Consider the following 16,304-nt stretch of genomic DNA (forward strand, 5'->3'; position numbering starts at 1 on the left):
TTTTTTTATCTAATAAAAATAAAATTTATTTTTGAATTAAATAACGGATAGTCGGACCATCTTGTTGAATATCTAATACAGTATATCCGTAATTTTTAGCATCAAGCGGAATATTGTTGATTGATTGAGGGCAATCACTCACAACTTCTAATATTTCGCCTTTTTTCAGTGATGGCATGGCTTCGAGCGTTGCCACCGCAGGATAAGGACAAGGTTCACCGACCATATCTAGACGATAATCAGGAATAATAGTGTCTTTTTGGTTCATGCGATTTCCTTATTAATCTGCGTTGAAATAGATTGTGCTTGTTGGGCTTTTTTACGGAAAAAGTGTTTTTCCCACCAAAGTAATAATACAAATGACACACCAAGCATGAGATACGTCACACCTAATCCCCCCACAGGACCAAAGGTATCAAGTAAATTAATCTTGTCGTAATCCGTTGCAATCACTGAGGCAAAATCATCCCAGTAGTAAGCCAATAATGTAGAACCGATAACGTTACCCAATCCAACCCACCAAAAGTGAATTTGGCCTTCCACTGCACGATACATCCAGCCAGTTTCACACCCACCAGCAAGTACAATACCGAAACCGAAGAGTAAACCACCAATTACAGCATTCGGCCCTGCCCACATAATTTTAGGCGCTGCACCTAATTGGACATAGCTGAAGATCCCAATCGCACTTACTGCCATACCAATAATAATCGCTTTTGCCATATGGGTTCTGCCCGTTATCCATAAATCACGGAAAGCAGAGGTAAAACAGATTTGCGCTCGTTCAATTAAAATACCAAAACCAATACCGCCTAACATAGCAAAGCCTAGTTTTGGTGAATCAAAAAGAATAATTAAAGACCACGCAATCATGGCAAAAAAGATAACCATTCCCAATCTAAAGCGACGTTTTGCACGTTGTTTGTCTTGAGTAATCGGTGAGGCTTGACTGACCTTTTGCAGTTTTACGGGAATACGAAACAGTGGCATCAGTGAAAGCTTGGCACCGAAATAAGAACCAATTGCCGTTGCAACCGCGAAAAACCAAGCATGTAAAGAGAATTGAGGAATACCTGTAAAGAAAGCCGCAAGGTTACATCCCATTGCTAGGCGAGCACCAAAACCAGCAATGATCCCACCAAGAACTGCTTGAAGAATACGAATTTTATGTTGAGGATGGCGAAGTTTGACGTTATTTGCCCAAAGCGCTGCCATAATACAACCGCCAAACATCCCAATAATCATCACGCCATCAATACGCGTTAACGGCGTACCTTCAAGACCAATGATTTTAAAATAACCCCATTCTTCAGGATGAGCGCCAAACCACTGCATAACGTGACCACCCCAGCGAGTAAATTCACCGGTGACAGCCCAGAAAGTACCGGTTAAACCGAAGTAGTAAGTTGATAAGATACCTGCCGCAATAACCGCTGGAAGAGGCTTCCAAAAACGGATCAAGTATTGAGATTTAAATTCTGACCAAGACATGTTTTTTCCTAGAGCTTACCTCTACGAGAGACCCTCTCCACGCAGTAGGATTGGCCGAACATGTTACTCCAATAATTTTTTTATCAAAGAGTCAGTATTCAGATAAATGAAGGAAATTTGCGTTATAACAAAGTTTTTGTAACAGGCAGATAACTTATCCCACTTATAAATTCAGCCATAATTCTCATTTATAAGTGGGGGAAGAAGTGTTTAACAAATACGAGGCAGAGGTTCGTTATAAGGTAAGTCTAGAATTCGACTTGTACCGAAAATCCCAGTTAAACGAATATAGTTATCAGTTGTAACTTCACCGATAGTACAAGCATCTTTACCTAAAGGATGTTGATGTAACGCGTCAATAACTTGTGCTTCAACGTCAGGCGATACCACTAAAACGATTTTACCTTCGTTAGCAAAATTAAGTGCTTCAAGGCCTAATAATTCACACACACCACGAACGGCTTGTTTCATTGGCAATTTGCTTTCATGTACATTCATGCCACAACCGCTGGCTTGGGCAAATTCATGCAAAATGGCGGTTACTCCGCCTCGTGTTGCATCACGTAATGCACGAATACCTTCAATTTGACGTAAAGATGCAATCATTGGTTCAAGAACAGCGCAGTCACTTTGTAGATTCGCTTCTAATCCTAAATTTTCACGAAGATTAAGGATTGTTGCCCCATGATCACCAATCGTACCACTCACTAAGATCTTATCACCGGCTTTGATATTGCTTGCGGCCCAATTAATTTGGGTTGGAATAACGCCAATGCCCGCAGTATTGATGAAGATCTTATCTGCAGCACCACGAGGAACCACTTTGGTATCCCCTGTGACAATTTGTATTCCTGCTTGTGAAGCTGCTTTTGCCATCGCTAATACAAGCACTTCAAGGGTTTCAAATGGGAGCCCTTCTTCAAGAATAAAACCACATGACAGGTAACGAGGCACAGCACCACCGACGGAAAGATCGTTAGCAGTGCCACATACAGACAATTTACCAATGTTCCCACCGGGAAAAATGATCGGATCAATTACATAACTGTCTGTACTAAAAGCAAGACGATCGCCAAGAGCCGTTAACTCATTTAACGTGATCCGCGCTTGATCTTCTTTTTCATTTAATAACGGATTATCGAACGCTTTTAAAAACAGGCCTTCGATCAGTTGTTGCATACCTTGCCCACCATTACCTTGGGCTAAGGTGATTTCATCAGGTTGTTTCATATATTACCTTCACGGCGATACTGATAATAAGCCGCACATGCCCCTTCTGATGACACCATTAAAGCACCTAATGCGGTTTCTGGCGTACAGCTTTTGCCAAATAGCGGGCAATCGGAAGGTTTGCATCGTCCTGTTAATACATCACCACAGCGAGATTGTGGGTTATCTGCTACTTTTTGTGGTGCAGGTGTAAAACGTAACTCCGCATCAAACTCAGAATAAGCGGGTGTTAATTGAATACCTGACATCGGGATCTCGCCCAATCCTCGCCATTCACTGGTTTCTTTTAACATAAAGACATCTTTAAGCGCTTTTTGCGCCAGCTTATTACCTTCGTTTGGTACAATGCGACTATATTGGTTTTCAATACTTAAAACATAATCTGCATTTTCTGCTTTTGCTTTAAGCTGTTTAATGACCATCAGTATAGCTTGCAATAAGTCTAATGGTTCAAATCCTGTCACCACAAAAGGCTTTTCAAATTCATCACATAGCGGTTGATATGGTGTACATCCAATCACCATACTTACATGTCCCGGTGCAATAAAGCCATCAATGCGAACATCGTCTTGCTCTAACAAACAACGCAAAGTAGGTACGATAGTTATGTGCTGACAAAATAGAGAAAAGTTTTTAAGTCCACGCAATTTTGCTTGTTGTAGCGTCATTGCAGTACTTGGCATGGTTGTTTCAAAGCCTAAACCGAAGAAAACAACTTGTTTATCAGGGTTATCTTGTGCAATCTTTAGTGAATCAAGCGGTGAGTAAACAATACGAATATCGCTACCACGACGACGCGCATCCAGCATTGAACCATTACGACCCGGCACACGCATTGCATCACCAAATGTGCAAAAAATCACATCAGGACGTGCTGCAATTTCTAAACAGGCATCAATTCGCCCCATAGGTAATACACAAACAGGGCAACCTGGTCCATGAACAAACTCAATTTCTTCTGGTAATAAGCGGTCTAGACCAAATTTAAAAATGGCATGTGTATGCCCACCACACACTTCCATGATTTGTAATGGCCGTGTGATAGGGTGAGGCCATTGTGAAATAGTTTCACGAATTTGGGCTAACAAAGCTTTAGCAAGTTCGGGATCGCGAAATTCATCAACGTACTGCATCATCAGCCTCTTCAAGGGTTACACCATAAACATGCTGTAATGCATCAAGGGTATCTTGTGCTTCTTGCTCATCAAGAATACTCATGGCAAATCCCACATGAATTAGCACCCATTTACCTAATAATTCATGGGGTTCGCCTTCACATACCATTGAAATATTAACAGCACGTTTAACGCCACTCACTTCAGCATAAGCGAGTTGGTGGACATCTTCGCCCACCTCAACAATCTTAGCCGGAACACCTAAGCACATAAACGACTCTCCAACCAAGCTAACCACGCTTCCATACCTTCACCGGTGGTTGCCGATAATGCAATGATTTCGATATTAGGATTAACACGGCGAGCAGATTCGATACAGGATTGAATATCAATATTAAGATGGGGCACTAAATCAATCTTGTTGATAATCATTAAATCAGCTGCAGCAAACATATGCGGATATTTCAGTGGTTTATCTTCGCCTTCAGTGACAGAAAGAATAGCGACTTTATGCTTTTCACCCAGATCAAAACTGGCTGGGCACACTAAGTTACCCACGTTTTCAATAAAGAGAACGCTGTTATCTTGTAAGCCTAATTGGTGTGTCGCATCATGCACCATTTGTGCATCAAGGTGACAACCTTTACCTGTATTCACTTGAATTGCAGGAACACCCGTTTCACGGATACGATCAGCATCATTGGTGGTTTGTTGATCACCTTCAATCACGGCACAAGGGACTCGTTGTGCTAACTGTTTTAACGTTTGTGTTAACAGTGTAGTTTTACCGGAGCCGGGGCTTGAAACTAAATTCAATGCCAACACATTTTGTTGTTCAAAATGTTCACGGTTATGAACAGCAATGCGGTTATTTTTATCCAACACATCCATTTCAATTTTCAGCATACGCTTTTGGCTAATACCAGGAGCATGTGTTCCTGCTTCACCTTGGCCATAATGCATATTCTGATTTTCAATCACTGGGCTAAATTGCTCTTCATGCTCATGATCGTGCTTATGGTTGTGAGAATGCTCATGACTATGATCGTGAGCATGTTCGTGAGAGTGACTATGTGAGTGATCGTGCTCATGATGATCATGCTGGTGATGATCGTCATGCCCATGATGATGCTCATGGAAAACTGGGGTTTCGTTTAGCTGTGTATCGTTATGAAAATGGAGATGAACATCACCGCTGTTATGATAATAGTGGTGATGAACAATGATAGGCTGACCATTAGTTTCGTAGTTATGCTTATGCTTTTGTTCAGACTTATCAATATATTTATGAACAGTATTCGCTGGAGTAGCCTTGTGTTCATGATGGTGATCATGCCCATGATGGTCGTGATCATGATGATGACCGTGGTCGTGATGATCATGGTCGTGAGAATGATGATGGTGATGCTCATGTGAATGAGGCTCTACGCCTTCAATTCTGACATTGCCTTCGCCACAACCGCAAGTGCTACACATATTCTGACTCCTGTACTATTCAATAAGAAGAATGTGACTCTGTGTCGCGTAAAATTTCTACACTATGATCTTAACTGACCACGGAAGAGAGAACGACGACTTAAATCAACTTCTGCTACGGATTGTGTCTGAACAGGAAGAGAAAGTGCCATTTTTACACTATTTTCAACCAACTCAACAGCATGTTCACCTGTTAGGTGCCTATCAAGTGGTGACATTAATGAACAAGCAAGATATTGCATACCCCCCGCAAGCTCGCCGACAACAAATTTAATCTGTCCACAAGGTAATTCTAACCCGATACGATCACCCACTTTTCGATGTGGCCACTCTTGTGAAGGTCCAGGAAAAACCACGAGTTCTAACATCCAAGGCGTCAGAACTGAGCCTATCCACTGATTTTCAAATAAGGTAAAGCCCCCTGCTTTAACAGGAATACCTTCACGATAAAAAGGCAGTCCTTTCATCTCTTTTTCAGCAATTTCACTAAAACGAGCTTCAAGTAACTCTACTGGTGGTTTGTCATAACCGATGATATCCCAGCTTAATTCACTCATGCGATTACCTCTTTTGGTGTCACTGGAATGCCGTATTCACGCAAAATATTCACTACGTGCTCTAACGCAATTTCCATTGATTTTTCACCAATATCAGACAGTGACATGCTTGGCTCTAATGATGCAGGTTCAATACCCACTAAAATAAGCTTACGAGGAAATTCATCCGTCATACGTAAAGCCATTAATACATCAGATAAACCTAATTGATGAGGAGAAATTTTCTGTGTAAAAAGTGCCGGAACATCATCATCATGTAAGATAAAAATACTGCCTGGTTCATGATTACTTCTTACCGCATCGGCAACAATCAGGAGGTCTCTTGCTGCAATATCTTGCAAAATTTCCATACCTGATGTGCCACCATCAATAACATCGACGTTCTCTGGTAAAGAGAAGCGCTCTTCGAGCGCTTCTACTATACGAACACCAATGCCTTCATCGCTTAGTAATAAATTACCAATACCTAAGACGAGAGTTCGCATTATAATACCTTCACCTTACTTAGCTCTTTACCTGTTAAATCAACCATATGCACAGCACATGCCATACATGGGTCAAAGGAGTGTATCGTTCTTACCACTTCTAACGGTTTTTTCGGATCAGCAACAGGTGTACCCACTAGAGAGAGTTCATAAGGACCCGGTTCATCATTAAAATTACGAGGACCCGCATTCCATGTTGATGGAACAACTGCCTGATAGTTAGTGATTTTACCGTCTTTAAACACGATCCAGTGAGATAACATACCACGAGAGGCTTCTTCGAAACCGACACCACGATACTCTTTACCTGGTTCAAATTCTGGTTTAATAAAGGCAGCTGTATCACCACGGCCGATATTATCAACCAATGATTGCCATAAAGAGGCCAGTGATTCTTGTAACACACATGCATGGACAGTACGTCCAATGATGCGTCCCCAAGTCGATTCTAGTTGCTCTGTCACCAGAGTTTCACCGGTTAATTGAGTATAGATCTTATTGATGTCGTTGTAGTTTCTAACAGTTCCTTCGTGCTTACCTGCTAACCCACACACTAACCATGCTAACGTGCCAACTTCTACAGGTTTGCCATAGAATGTTGGTGATTTAACCCATGAGTACTTGTTGTTCTCATCCCAACCAGTGTATTTAGGACGAGTTAAGCCTTCCCATGGTTTTAATGGTTCATCATCTTCATACCATGCGTGTTTACCACTTTCTTCGATACCATCTTTCAGGTTCTGATCTTTCCAGTCTTTAATTGGGCGATAAGTAGAGAAATCAATCCCTTCCATATAACCACCAGACAGTAAGAATTCAGTGTTATTACCATTAATTGGTAATTCAGGTACAGACAGATAGTAGTTAGCACCTTTACCGATTTTTAACCATTCAGGGTAATAAGCCGCAAAAATAGCAGTATCCACTTTATAAACTTGGTTAACAAAATCACCCAATTTGTCGATAAAGCTTTTCACGTACATTAAACGTTCTAAGTTGAGAACACTTGGCGCATCAAGATTAATCGGGTTAGCCACACCGCCCACAGCCAAGTTTTGGATATGAGGTGTTTTACCGCCCAAAATAGCCACAATACGGTTTGCATCACGCTGACACTCAAGTGCTTGCAGGTAGTGAGCAACCGCAATTAGGTTAACTTCTGGTGGCAATTTCATGGCTGAGTGACCCCAGTAACCATTAGCAAAAATACCTAACTGACCACTGTCCACTAAACCTTGGATTTTTTTCTGTACTTTTCTGAATTCTTCGGCAGAGTTCAGATGCCATTCAGAGACCCCTTTTAACATCGCTGATGCTTTTTCAGGATCGGCTTGTAATGCTGATGTGATATCAACCCAGTCCATCGCAGAAAGCTGATAGAAGTGGACGATATGGTCATGGATGATATGTGAACCTAAAATCAAGTTACGGATATACTGCGCATTCACAGGAATATCCATACCTAAAGCATCTTCTACAGCGCGTACTGAGGCAATTGCGTGAACTGTCGTACAAACACCACAAATACGTTGCACGATAATCCATGCATCACGAGGATCGCTTCCTTTTAGGATCTCCTCCATTCCACGCCACATGGTACCGGAAGACCAAGCCTTAACAACTTTTCCGTTATCAATTTCACAATCGACGCGTAAATGCCCTTCAATACGGGTAATAGGATCAATAGTAATGCGTTGGCTCATGATTTAACCTCAGCCTTTTTTAATTGTATATTTGAGTCTGTTTGTGCAGGTAAAACCGGCAGTAAACGGATAATAAGAATGTAAGCTGTTACTTCAAATGCAACGAAACCAATAGAAATCAGCAATTCACTTGCTGTTGGGAAATAGTGGTAACCATTGCCTGGATTGTAAGCAACTAAAGAGTAGTTCATACGCCACATTGCTGCGCCGATTAAAATAAAGACAGCACAGACAAACAGCATTTTTGGACTACGACGGTTATTATTTAAATGCATCAAAATAAGAGGAAGTAATAACAATGCACTTTCAGCAATAAATAACCACGAGAACATATCTCCATTTCCGATATAACTCAGTTTACCGTTCCAAATAATTTCACCCCAACGACAGACCAAGAACGCAATCAGTAGCACTTCGATTACTTTAGTTAACTTGGTAAATAGTGGTGTTTCATCATCATTCATGGTGCGGCTTGCTTTTAGCAAAGAACCTTCAAAAATAACGATAGTGAAACCAAGAAGAAAAGCAGTTAACAGGGAGAAAACAGGTAACATCTCATAAGATTGCCACAGTGGATGTACTTTCCAACCCGCTGAAATCATTAATGACCCCATTGAGGATTGGTGCATGGTTGGCAGTAAAGCACCAAGACCAATAATAAAGAACATCGCTTTGTTAAGACGTTTCAACGACACTTTCCAGCCTAAACGTTCTAATAACGCAGGTAAGAATTCTAATGCCATCACCATAATATAGATGGTCATACAGGTCGCTGTTTCAAACAACACTGAGTTAACATTAAAGTATTGTGGCATAAAGAAGTGAGGCATGTTCCAATAACGACCAATATCAATAGCAATGGATAAACCACCTAATGAATAGCCGAACAAGCTCGCTAATAATGCAGGACGCACTAATGGGTGGAACTCACCTTTATTAAAGACATAAACAGCCCATGCAAGTGCCCAACCGCCACATGCAAAGCCTGTTCCTATCAATAAGTCAAAAGCAATCCAAATACCCCAAGGGTATCCCCCATTCAGGTCAGAGACATCACCCAGACCTAATACCAAACGCTTACCAATAAGAATAAAGCCGAGCACAGCAAGCGGTAAAAACACTCTTACAGCGAGAGTAAATAACTTACCGCCAAGTGGACGAGGATCATGACTCGACATCGTTATCCTCCTTGTGGTGTTCTTGCTCTTGTTTTTTACTATTACGGTTAACCAAATAGGTGATCCCTGCAAGGGCTGCTATTGGTAATACCATGCCTTTATAAAGCGTGTGTTGAATATGTTCAGAACGCGCACCTGTAGATAATGGTGCTACTTCTGGCATACCTAAATTGTCGAAAGGTACCGCTGAAAGTACCATGACTTGCGTACCGCCACCTTCAAACTCACCATAGATATGATCTTGATATTCAGGAATTTTATGCAGATAAGTATCGCCACCACTAATGGTTTGACGTGGGTAATGGTATTCCTCACCCGCTTTTTTCGCTAAACGACGTTTTGCTTCTTCAAGCAATTCTTCTCGTGTACCGAAAATAACCGCACCTGTTGGGCACACTTCAACACAACCTGGTAATAAGCCTTTGTCTAAACGCTCAACACCTTTTTGGTTACAAAGCTCACATTTATAGAGCTTACCAAATGGATCGTCATAGTCGTATTTTGGAATGTTATAAGGGCATCCCACCATACAGTAACGACAACCTGTACAGATATCTGCGTGATAATGGACAATACCGGTTTTTGGATCTTTGGTTAACGCAGAAACAGGACAAACAGAAACACAGTTTGCATCGACACAATGCATACATTGTTTCTTAATAAAGGCATAACCGTTTTCCAGTTGGTCTTTATTTTCACCAGTACCATCACGCCAAATTTGAATAATGTTATTTGTGTAAGGACTTAATTTGTCATTGTTTGACCAAATCGGATCACCATTGGCGTAAGTATCACCACGCTCCATTGGCTCCGGGTGATTGATTTCCTGACATTTTGTGACACATGCTTGACAGCCTACACATAATGTAGAGTCATAGAGCATACCGAGAGACCCAGGAATTGGGGGACGGTTCTGCGCCGCAGCATGACTCGCAGTGGGAGCCATTCCCGCAAGGAGAACCCCACCTGATGCCAGCTTAAAGAAATGACGCCTATTCACCGTTTATCCTCCTGTGAGGCTCCTGTGGCATTCTTGTCACGGCCTAATTGGCGCACCGCCATCACACTGACACCGGCGACAGCACCTACGACAGCACCGAGCAAGCCCGCAGCACCATAAGACACGCCACCACCTTCTTTCGCATTAACATCAGGTACTTGCGCTTTTGGTGTTGGCTGATAAACATTCGCTAATTGGAAAATACCTTTAGTAAAGCCAATCCCTTCTTCGTTACATCCGTAACAAGGATGACCGATACCCACAGGCCAAATTCCACCACCGACATCACAGAATTCCAATGTTGGGCAGTTACCATAGGTTTCAGGGCCTTTACAGCCTAAATGATATAAACACCAACCTTGGCGATGACCTTCATCACCAAATTCTTTAGCAAAACGACCCGCATCAAAATGAGGGCGACGTTCACAGTTTTCGTGAATTAAACGCTCATAAGCAAAAAGCGGTCTGTTTTTGCTATCTAACTTAGGTAATTTGTTGAAAGTAATAATATGTGCAACAGTTGCTAAGAAATTATGTGGATTTGGTGGACATCCTGGAATATTAATAACGGTTTTACCCGGTAAAATTGCTTCCAATGATTTAGCACCTGTTGGGTTACCCCCAGTTGCTGGTACACCACCCCATGCAGAACATGAACCAATCGCAATAATCGCAGCAGCCCCTTCAGCGGCTTCTTTGATATGCTCAAGAATAGGTTTTCCTGCAACCATACAGTAAATACCGCCATCTTTGTCTGGGATTGAACCATCGACAACGAGAACGTACTTACCTTTATATTTCTCCATCGCATTGTGTTTATTTTCTTCAGCTTGATCACCAAAAGCTGAAGAAAGCACTTCATGATATTCAAGTGCGATAACATCAAGTACTAGGTTTTCCAGAGTCGGGTGAGTTGCGCGTAATAAAGACTCCGTACACCCTGTACACTCCTGAGCACCAATCCAAATAACGGGCGGGCGTTCAGATGACGCCATTGCTTCTGACATTTCTGCGGCTGCTTTGCCGCTTAATCCCATGGTAGCTGACAACGCAGCACACAATTTCATAAAATCGCGTCGATTAATACCATGATGGGAAAAAACATTATTCCCCAAGGCCATATATCTCTCCTGATATGATGATTTTTAATTGGAATAATTTTAAAACACCGCCTTTTTAACACTCCGACACAATAATGACTTGATCATTATCAAGCGATAATTCATTAAAAAATAAATTATTCTTTTATGTGAGTAAAAACGTTTCAGCAATATAAGGTTTAACGCCTATATTTTATATATTTCGTCATTTTAAAATTATTAAAATGCTATTTAATAATGATAATTTAAATAGAAATAATTCTCATTATCTCAATAATCAGGGAGATTAAATTTTATTAGTCATTATAAATCAATGTGATACAAACAAGCCAAAAAATACTCAATTTATAAGACAATATATTTAAAATAATACAAAATTAATAATTAATATTTTCAATTTTCTAAAAAAATTTATTAAAGATAAGTTTTAATATATTTTTTAATTATAATGATGACTCTTGTTTTCATATTATCAACCTTTATATTACATCATAAATAATGTTAAAAATTGCATTTCATAAACAAGAAATCATTACATTAATATATTTAATTTCAGTCTATTTTAATTACTAATTTATCCAATCTTCATTTGTTATTATTTTTTAATCATTATGATTCTGTTTACTTTTTAATCATAAATTAACCTGTTTTTCTTATCATTTTTCATATAGTTATATGTATATTCGCTTTTGGAATAAGCTAATATCCTAACGTAAAATCGTTATAAAATTAAATACATATTGATGTGTGATAACATTCAAAAGATAAGATCATTAATTATTACTAATTAGTAACATATCGCGATAATTACATTAAGTTATTTTATAACATATCGAGTTTATAATGAAATTAGCCTAAATAAATTTTCATGTTAAATCCTTGTTGTTATTGTGGATAAAAAAAGCACAAACTATCGATAAAAAATCCCCAAATAAAGCATATTTCTTTTTTTTGTGAGAATAGATAAAAGAAGTGGTCATAAATCTAAAAAATAGAAAAGCACTTTGTTAACTGGTTGTAGTTTTCAATCTAACAAAGACCTTATAAAGAATAAGAGATAAACCCAAAGCAAAGCATCTCCCCTTTAGACTAAAATTTAGGAACGACAGGAACGACAGGAACGACAGGAACGACAGGAACGACAGGAACGACAAAAATAATGATAAAAATAGAATCAGTCAACAAAATAAAAAGCCATAACACCGAAATGTTATGGCCTTTAAATTTATTAAAATAATAAAATGCTATGTGTAGTTCTCTGCCTTTCACGTTTTATTTTACTCACCGCTTATCAAAAATAAGAAGTGGTTTGAATAAGTAAATAAAATCTACTTATCAGAAATTGGAATGACTGAAAACAACGGTCTACCTGGTGCAATAAAAAAATAAGTATCCAAATACGGATAACTTAGATAATAAACAAATTAGGCGTTCTTGTACGTTACAGAATATTTCAATTTGTAACGTGGATGCATTATATCCAATAAGATTTTTTGCGCAAGTATTTTTACACTTAAATCAAATTTATACAAAAACATTACTAATCATATGGTTATAGAGAAATTTAACTTAAAAAAGAAAATATCAATAAATCAAAAAGTGAAAAAAAATGAAGAGTTAATGAATATTAATGTAAGGTAAGTTGAAATAATAATATCTACTTAGCATTAATTGATTCAGCTCGTTATTACCAAGTAACTTAATTAATTATTTATTCTTAAAATTAACCTATCTATTATTAATATTATTCAACACTAAAGCTAAATTTTATTCTAACTCAATTTTATTAATTGTCTCATTAATAACTAAAAACAATAAAAAATATAAGTATAATTTTTTGTACAATAAAAAAGCACCTTATTCATCATTTTACAACGATAAATAAAGTGCTTTTAAAATAGCGTAATAATACTTAGTTGGATGGCGTATTTCTAAACTTTATCCACCTGTAGAGACTGTTTCCATCCCTACTAATCCAACTTTGAGATACCCTGCCTTTCTTAACGAATCCATGGCAGCCATTAACGTTTCATAATCAACGCTTTTATCTGCTTGGAAAAAGATAGTGGTCTCTTTATTTGCTTGTGTCATCGTATCTAACACATTAGCCATCGTTTCATGCGTGACCATCTCTTCACCAATGAAAATTTGCTTATCAGACTTAATAGTCAAATAAACAGGCTTTTCAGGACGTGGCTGTGGTTTTGCACTTGAAGCGGGTAAATTTACTTTTATATCAACGGTAGCTAAAGGCGCGGCTACCATAAAGATAATGAGCAGAACCAACATGACATCAATAAAAGGCGTCACATTGATATCATGTAATTCATTATCATCACCTGAATCATCACCAAGACGCATTGCCATAATTCATTACCTTGCTTTGCTGTTTTCGATATCTAAGTCACGGCTAACTAATGTCACCACACCTGTTGCAATATCACCAATTTCACCACGATAACCTGCGATCATACGAGCAAAAATATTATAAATGATAACTGCTGGGATGGCGGCAATCAGACCAATCGCGGTAGCTAATAAAGCTTCTGCAATCCCTGGAGCAACAACTGCTAAGTTAGTCGTTTGAGAGTGTGCAATACCAATAAAACTGTTCATAATTCCCCAAACCGTACCAAAAAGACCGATAAATGGAGAAATGGCACCAATAGTCGCTAAGTAGCCATTACCACGGCCTAATTCACGAACAATGGCAGCAACGCGACGTTCCATACGCATTTCAACACGTTCTTTAATGCCTGATGCCACTTTACTTTCTTGAGAGTAAGTACGCTCTAATTCAGCATCATTAAAGAAATCAGCAGTCGCACTCTTATTACCAAATTTTTTGCTAATGGTTAAAGCATCATTGAGTGATTTAGCATCAACTAATTGCGCTGTTTCATTTCTTAATCGACGACGTAATGAGAGTAAGTAGCTTCCTTTGGCGAAAAATAACGCCCACGTCACAATAGAAGCTAACAGTAAGCCAATCATGACACTTTTAACGACTAAATCGGCATTACGATACATGCCCATTACGGATAAATCTTCTGCAAACCCACCACCAGCAACCATTTCTGGCTCTACTGCTGGTGATAAATTTTCTGTCGCTGACGGAGTATTTACCGTGTTTTCTGCATTTTCAACCGTTGCAGGTAAAGTATTTTCACCCTCAGGCTTAGCAGGTTCAGAACCCGGTACTTTAGCCTCATTGCTGGTATTCGCAGATGAGTCTGTTGTTGGTGTTGTAGTTGTAGCAGTTCCCTGTGTAGAAGCTGTTGAAGAAACGGCAGCAGTAGTTGGCTGTTCAGTTGGTGTGGCAGGAGTCGTATCCGCAAAAGCAGAGCCTGTCAGACCGATTGCCAATAGAATAGAAGCTGTCAAATTACGCATCAGTTGGCCTTTTACTCTCTTTTTTATCTATTTATTTATTCAGCAATGACGTTTTCCGTCACTACTTACCCAAAATCGTTCGCTTACAATCATCCTGTTTGCCATCAGGAAAGAGAAAACGCTCAAATGATATCAAACATGAAGCATTTTGATAGTAATTATCATTACTATTTGGCTATTTTTTTTTCATTTGTCGATTTTTAAGACAAATTATCGTTATTTCACGTAACGTGAAATTTTATCAACTACATCGATCGTCTTTTGTACTTATCCAAAAAATGAATTAACGTGGAGTAAACACACCATCAATTAAAAGAAGGTATTAAGGATGACGCTAAAAAAACAAGAAACCTCACTCCTCCTTTCTGGTCGAGCTAAAAAATATTCTCATGGCGCAGTAAACCCTATTATACAACGCACTTCATCTGTTATTTTTGATTCAGTTGCACAAAAACGTGATGCAACCAAAAAACGCGCTGAGGGTACACTTTTTTATGGGCGTCGAGGTACAACCACTCATTTTGCCTTACAAGAAGCCTTAACTGAATTAGAACACGGCGCAGGTTGTGCACTTTTTCCTTCAGGTGCGGCAGCTATTACGCAGTCTATACTCGCCTTTGTTGAACAAGGCTCTCATATTCTTGTGACAGGATCAGCTTATGATCCAACGCAAAACTTTTGTGATCAGATTTTACGTAAGTTTTCAGTCGCAACAACCTATTTTGATCCATTAATAGGTAGAAATATCAGTCAACTACTGCGACCTGAAACAAAAATTGTTTTTCTTGAATCCCCCGGTTCAATCACGATGGAAATTCAAGATCTACAAGGAATAGTCAGCTCAGTTCGCCAATATAATCCTGAAATCATTATTATGATTGATAACACTTGGGCGGCAGGATTGCTACTTAAACCACTGACTTTTGGTGTCGATATTTCAATCCAATCTGCCACAAAGTATATTAATGGCCACTCTGATGGCATGTTAGGTTTTGCTGTAGCGAATGAACGCTGTTGGAAACAGTTACGAGAAAATGCCTATCTATTAGGACAATGTGTTGATCCTGATACGGCTTATATGGCAGCCAGAGGATTAAGAACATTACCAGTAAGAATGAAGCAACATGAGCAAAGCGCATTGGAAGTTGCTCGTTGGCTAAAACAGCATCCATTAGTTGATAACGTTTATCACCCTGCGCTAGCTTCTTGCCCAGGACATGAATATTTCCAACGTGATTTCACAGGCAGTAACGGATTATTCTCTTTTAGTTTGAAAAAAAACCTCTCGCCAGAAGAATTTGAGATTTTTTTAGATAACTTTTCATTATTTAAAATGGCTTTCTCATGGGGAGGATTTGAATCTTTAATTTTGGGTTATCAACCTAATGACATTAAAGCAATGCGCCAATATGAAACACAACCTACATTTACTGGCACATTATTCCGTGTTCATATTGGATTAGAGAATGTAGATGATTTAATTGAAGATCTTGAACACGCATTTTTACGTATTTCTTAATTAATCATTAAATTTTTATAAAAAAAATCTATCCCTGTGGTTCCACAGGGATTAAAT

At 39.1% G+C, this 16,304-nt stretch carries 15 protein-coding genes; 1 reads left to right on the top strand and 14 read right to left on the bottom strand.

Going from position 1 to position 16,304, the window contains the following annotated elements; genetic code table 11:
• Positions 1-25: 25 nt before the first annotated feature.
• From yedF to exbB, 14 genes are all read right to left on the bottom strand, one after another.
• The gene (gene yedF, locus ABN080_RS08060; RefSeq protein WP_072069433.1) at positions 26-268 is read right to left on the bottom strand and encodes a sulfurtransferase-like selenium metabolism protein YedF; all 243 of its coding nucleotides are present in this window, start codon (positions 266-268) and stop codon (positions 26-28) included.
• On the bottom strand, positions 265-1,491 hold the full coding sequence (yedE, locus tag ABN080_RS08065) for a selenium metabolism membrane protein YedE/FdhT (RefSeq protein WP_075674241.1): 1,227 nt from the start codon (positions 1,489-1,491) through the stop codon (positions 265-267). Before yedE ends, yedF begins: the two co-directional genes overlap by 4 nt.
• 210 nt (positions 1,492-1,701) lie before the next feature.
• The gene (gene hypE / locus ABN080_RS08070; RefSeq protein ID WP_349440793.1) at positions 1,702-2,721 is read right to left on the bottom strand and encodes a hydrogenase expression/formation protein HypE; all 1,020 of its coding nucleotides are present in this window, start codon (positions 2,719-2,721) and stop codon (positions 1,702-1,704) included.
• The gene (hypD, locus tag ABN080_RS08075; protein WP_072069436.1) at positions 2,718-3,854 is read right to left on the bottom strand and encodes a hydrogenase formation protein HypD; all 1,137 of its coding nucleotides are present in this window, start codon (positions 3,852-3,854) and stop codon (positions 2,718-2,720) included. Before hypD ends, hypE begins: the two co-directional genes overlap by 4 nt.
• Positions 3,841-4,107 carry a hydrogenase maturation factor HybG gene (gene hybG / locus ABN080_RS08080; RefSeq protein WP_196553523.1) on the bottom strand — a complete coding sequence of 89 codons (267 nt, stop codon included), beginning with the start codon at positions 4,105-4,107 and terminating at the stop codon, positions 3,841-3,843. The genes hypD and hybG overlap by 14 nt, the downstream gene beginning before the upstream one ends.
• Positions 4,098-5,312, bottom strand: coding sequence for a hydrogenase nickel incorporation protein HypB (gene hypB, locus ABN080_RS08085; RefSeq protein WP_349440794.1), 1,215 nt, complete (start codon positions 5,310-5,312; stop codon positions 4,098-4,100). The genes hybG and hypB overlap by 10 nt, the downstream gene beginning before the upstream one ends.
• 62 nt (positions 5,313-5,374) lie before the next feature.
• Positions 5,375-5,869, bottom strand: coding sequence for a hydrogenase-2 assembly chaperone (hybE, locus tag ABN080_RS08090; RefSeq protein WP_196553521.1), 495 nt, complete (start codon positions 5,867-5,869; stop codon positions 5,375-5,377).
• Positions 5,866-6,354 (bottom strand): HyaD/HybD family hydrogenase maturation endopeptidase, encoded by a 489-nt coding sequence (locus ABN080_RS08095; RefSeq protein WP_072069440.1) that lies wholly within the window; start codon positions 6,352-6,354, stop codon positions 5,866-5,868. The genes hybE and ABN080_RS08095 overlap by 4 nt, the downstream gene beginning before the upstream one ends.
• Positions 6,354-8,057: a hydrogenase 2 large subunit gene (gene hybC / locus ABN080_RS08100; protein WP_072069441.1), complete on the bottom strand. Its 1,704-nt coding sequence runs from the start codon at positions 8,055-8,057 to the stop codon at positions 6,354-6,356. Before hybC ends, ABN080_RS08095 begins: the two co-directional genes overlap by 1 nt.
• On the bottom strand, positions 8,054-9,235 hold the full coding sequence (gene hybB / locus ABN080_RS08105) for a Ni/Fe-hydrogenase cytochrome b subunit (protein WP_072069442.1): 1,182 nt from the start codon (positions 9,233-9,235) through the stop codon (positions 8,054-8,056). The genes hybC and hybB overlap by 4 nt, the downstream gene beginning before the upstream one ends.
• Positions 9,222-10,235, bottom strand: a complete 1,014-nt coding sequence (gene hybA, locus ABN080_RS08110; RefSeq protein WP_036911746.1) for a hydrogenase 2 operon protein HybA — start codon at positions 10,233-10,235, stop codon at positions 9,222-9,224. The genes hybB and hybA overlap by 14 nt, the downstream gene beginning before the upstream one ends.
• On the bottom strand, positions 10,232-11,356 hold the full coding sequence (gene hybO / locus ABN080_RS08115) for a hydrogenase 2 small subunit (RefSeq protein WP_349440795.1): 1,125 nt from the start codon (positions 11,354-11,356) through the stop codon (positions 10,232-10,234). The genes hybA and hybO overlap by 4 nt, the downstream gene beginning before the upstream one ends.
• Before the next feature lie 1,917 nt (positions 11,357-13,273).
• The gene (gene exbD / locus ABN080_RS08120; RefSeq protein WP_072069444.1) at positions 13,274-13,702 is read right to left on the bottom strand and encodes a TonB system transport protein ExbD; all 429 of its coding nucleotides are present in this window, start codon (positions 13,700-13,702) and stop codon (positions 13,274-13,276) included.
• 6 nt (positions 13,703-13,708) lie between these two features.
• Positions 13,709-14,728 carry a tonB-system energizer ExbB gene (exbB, locus tag ABN080_RS08125; protein WP_349440796.1) on the bottom strand — a complete coding sequence of 340 codons (1,020 nt, stop codon included), beginning with the start codon at positions 14,726-14,728 and terminating at the stop codon, positions 13,709-13,711.
• Between the two features lie 328 nt (positions 14,729-15,056).
• Here exbB and metC point away from each other — a divergent pair, with 328 nt between their 5' ends.
• Entirely contained in the window at positions 15,057-16,247 is a 1,191-nt protein-coding gene (metC, locus tag ABN080_RS08130; RefSeq protein WP_349440797.1) for a cystathionine beta-lyase, read from the top strand.
• Positions 16,248-16,304: the final 57 nt, after the last annotated feature.

Source organism: Proteus sp. fly-1089, from assembly GCF_040138965.1.
Classification (GTDB): Bacteria; Pseudomonadota; Gammaproteobacteria; order Enterobacterales; family Enterobacteriaceae; genus Proteus; species Proteus vulgaris_B.

Excerpts from the sequence above, each read along its gene's own strand:
- ABN080_RS08095 (WP_072069440.1), bottom strand. The coding sequence starts at position 6,354 with ATGCGAACTCTCGTCTTAGGTATTGGTAATTTATTACTAAGCGATGAA.
- hypB (WP_349440794.1), bottom strand. The coding sequence starts at position 5,312 with ATGTGTAGCACTTGCGGTTGTGGCGAAGGCAATGTCAGAATTGAAGGC.
- hybO (WP_349440795.1), bottom strand. The coding sequence starts at position 11,356 with ATGGCCTTGGGGAATAATGTTTTTTCCCATCATGGTATTAATCGACGC.
- hybE (WP_196553521.1), bottom strand. The coding sequence starts at position 5,869 with ATGAGTGAATTAAGCTGGGATATCATCGGTTATGACAAACCACCAGTA.
- exbD (WP_072069444.1), bottom strand. The coding sequence starts at position 13,702 with ATGGCAATGCGTCTTGGTGATGATTCAGGTGATGATAATGAATTACAT.
- hybC (WP_072069441.1), bottom strand. The coding sequence starts at position 8,057 with ATGAGCCAACGCATTACTATTGATCCTATTACCCGTATTGAAGGGCAT.
- yedF (WP_072069433.1), bottom strand. The coding sequence starts at position 268 with ATGAACCAAAAAGACACTATTATTCCTGATTATCGTCTAGATATGGTC.
- exbB (WP_349440796.1), bottom strand. The coding sequence starts at position 14,728 with ATGCGTAATTTGACAGCTTCTATTCTATTGGCAATCGGTCTGACAGGC.
- hybG (WP_196553523.1), bottom strand. The coding sequence starts at position 4,107 with ATGTGCTTAGGTGTTCCGGCTAAGATTGTTGAGGTGGGCGAAGATGTC.
- hybB (WP_072069442.1), bottom strand. The coding sequence starts at position 9,235 with ATGTCGAGTCATGATCCTCGTCCACTTGGCGGTAAGTTATTTACTCTC.
- hypD (WP_072069436.1), bottom strand. The coding sequence starts at position 3,854 with ATGCAGTACGTTGATGAATTTCGCGATCCCGAACTTGCTAAAGCTTTG.
- metC (WP_349440797.1), top strand. The coding sequence starts at position 15,057 with ATGACGCTAAAAAAACAAGAAACCTCACTCCTCCTTTCTGGTCGAGCT.
- yedE (WP_075674241.1), bottom strand. The coding sequence starts at position 1,491 with ATGTCTTGGTCAGAATTTAAATCTCAATACTTGATCCGTTTTTGGAAG.
- hypE (WP_349440793.1), bottom strand. The coding sequence starts at position 2,721 with ATGAAACAACCTGATGAAATCACCTTAGCCCAAGGTAATGGTGGGCAA.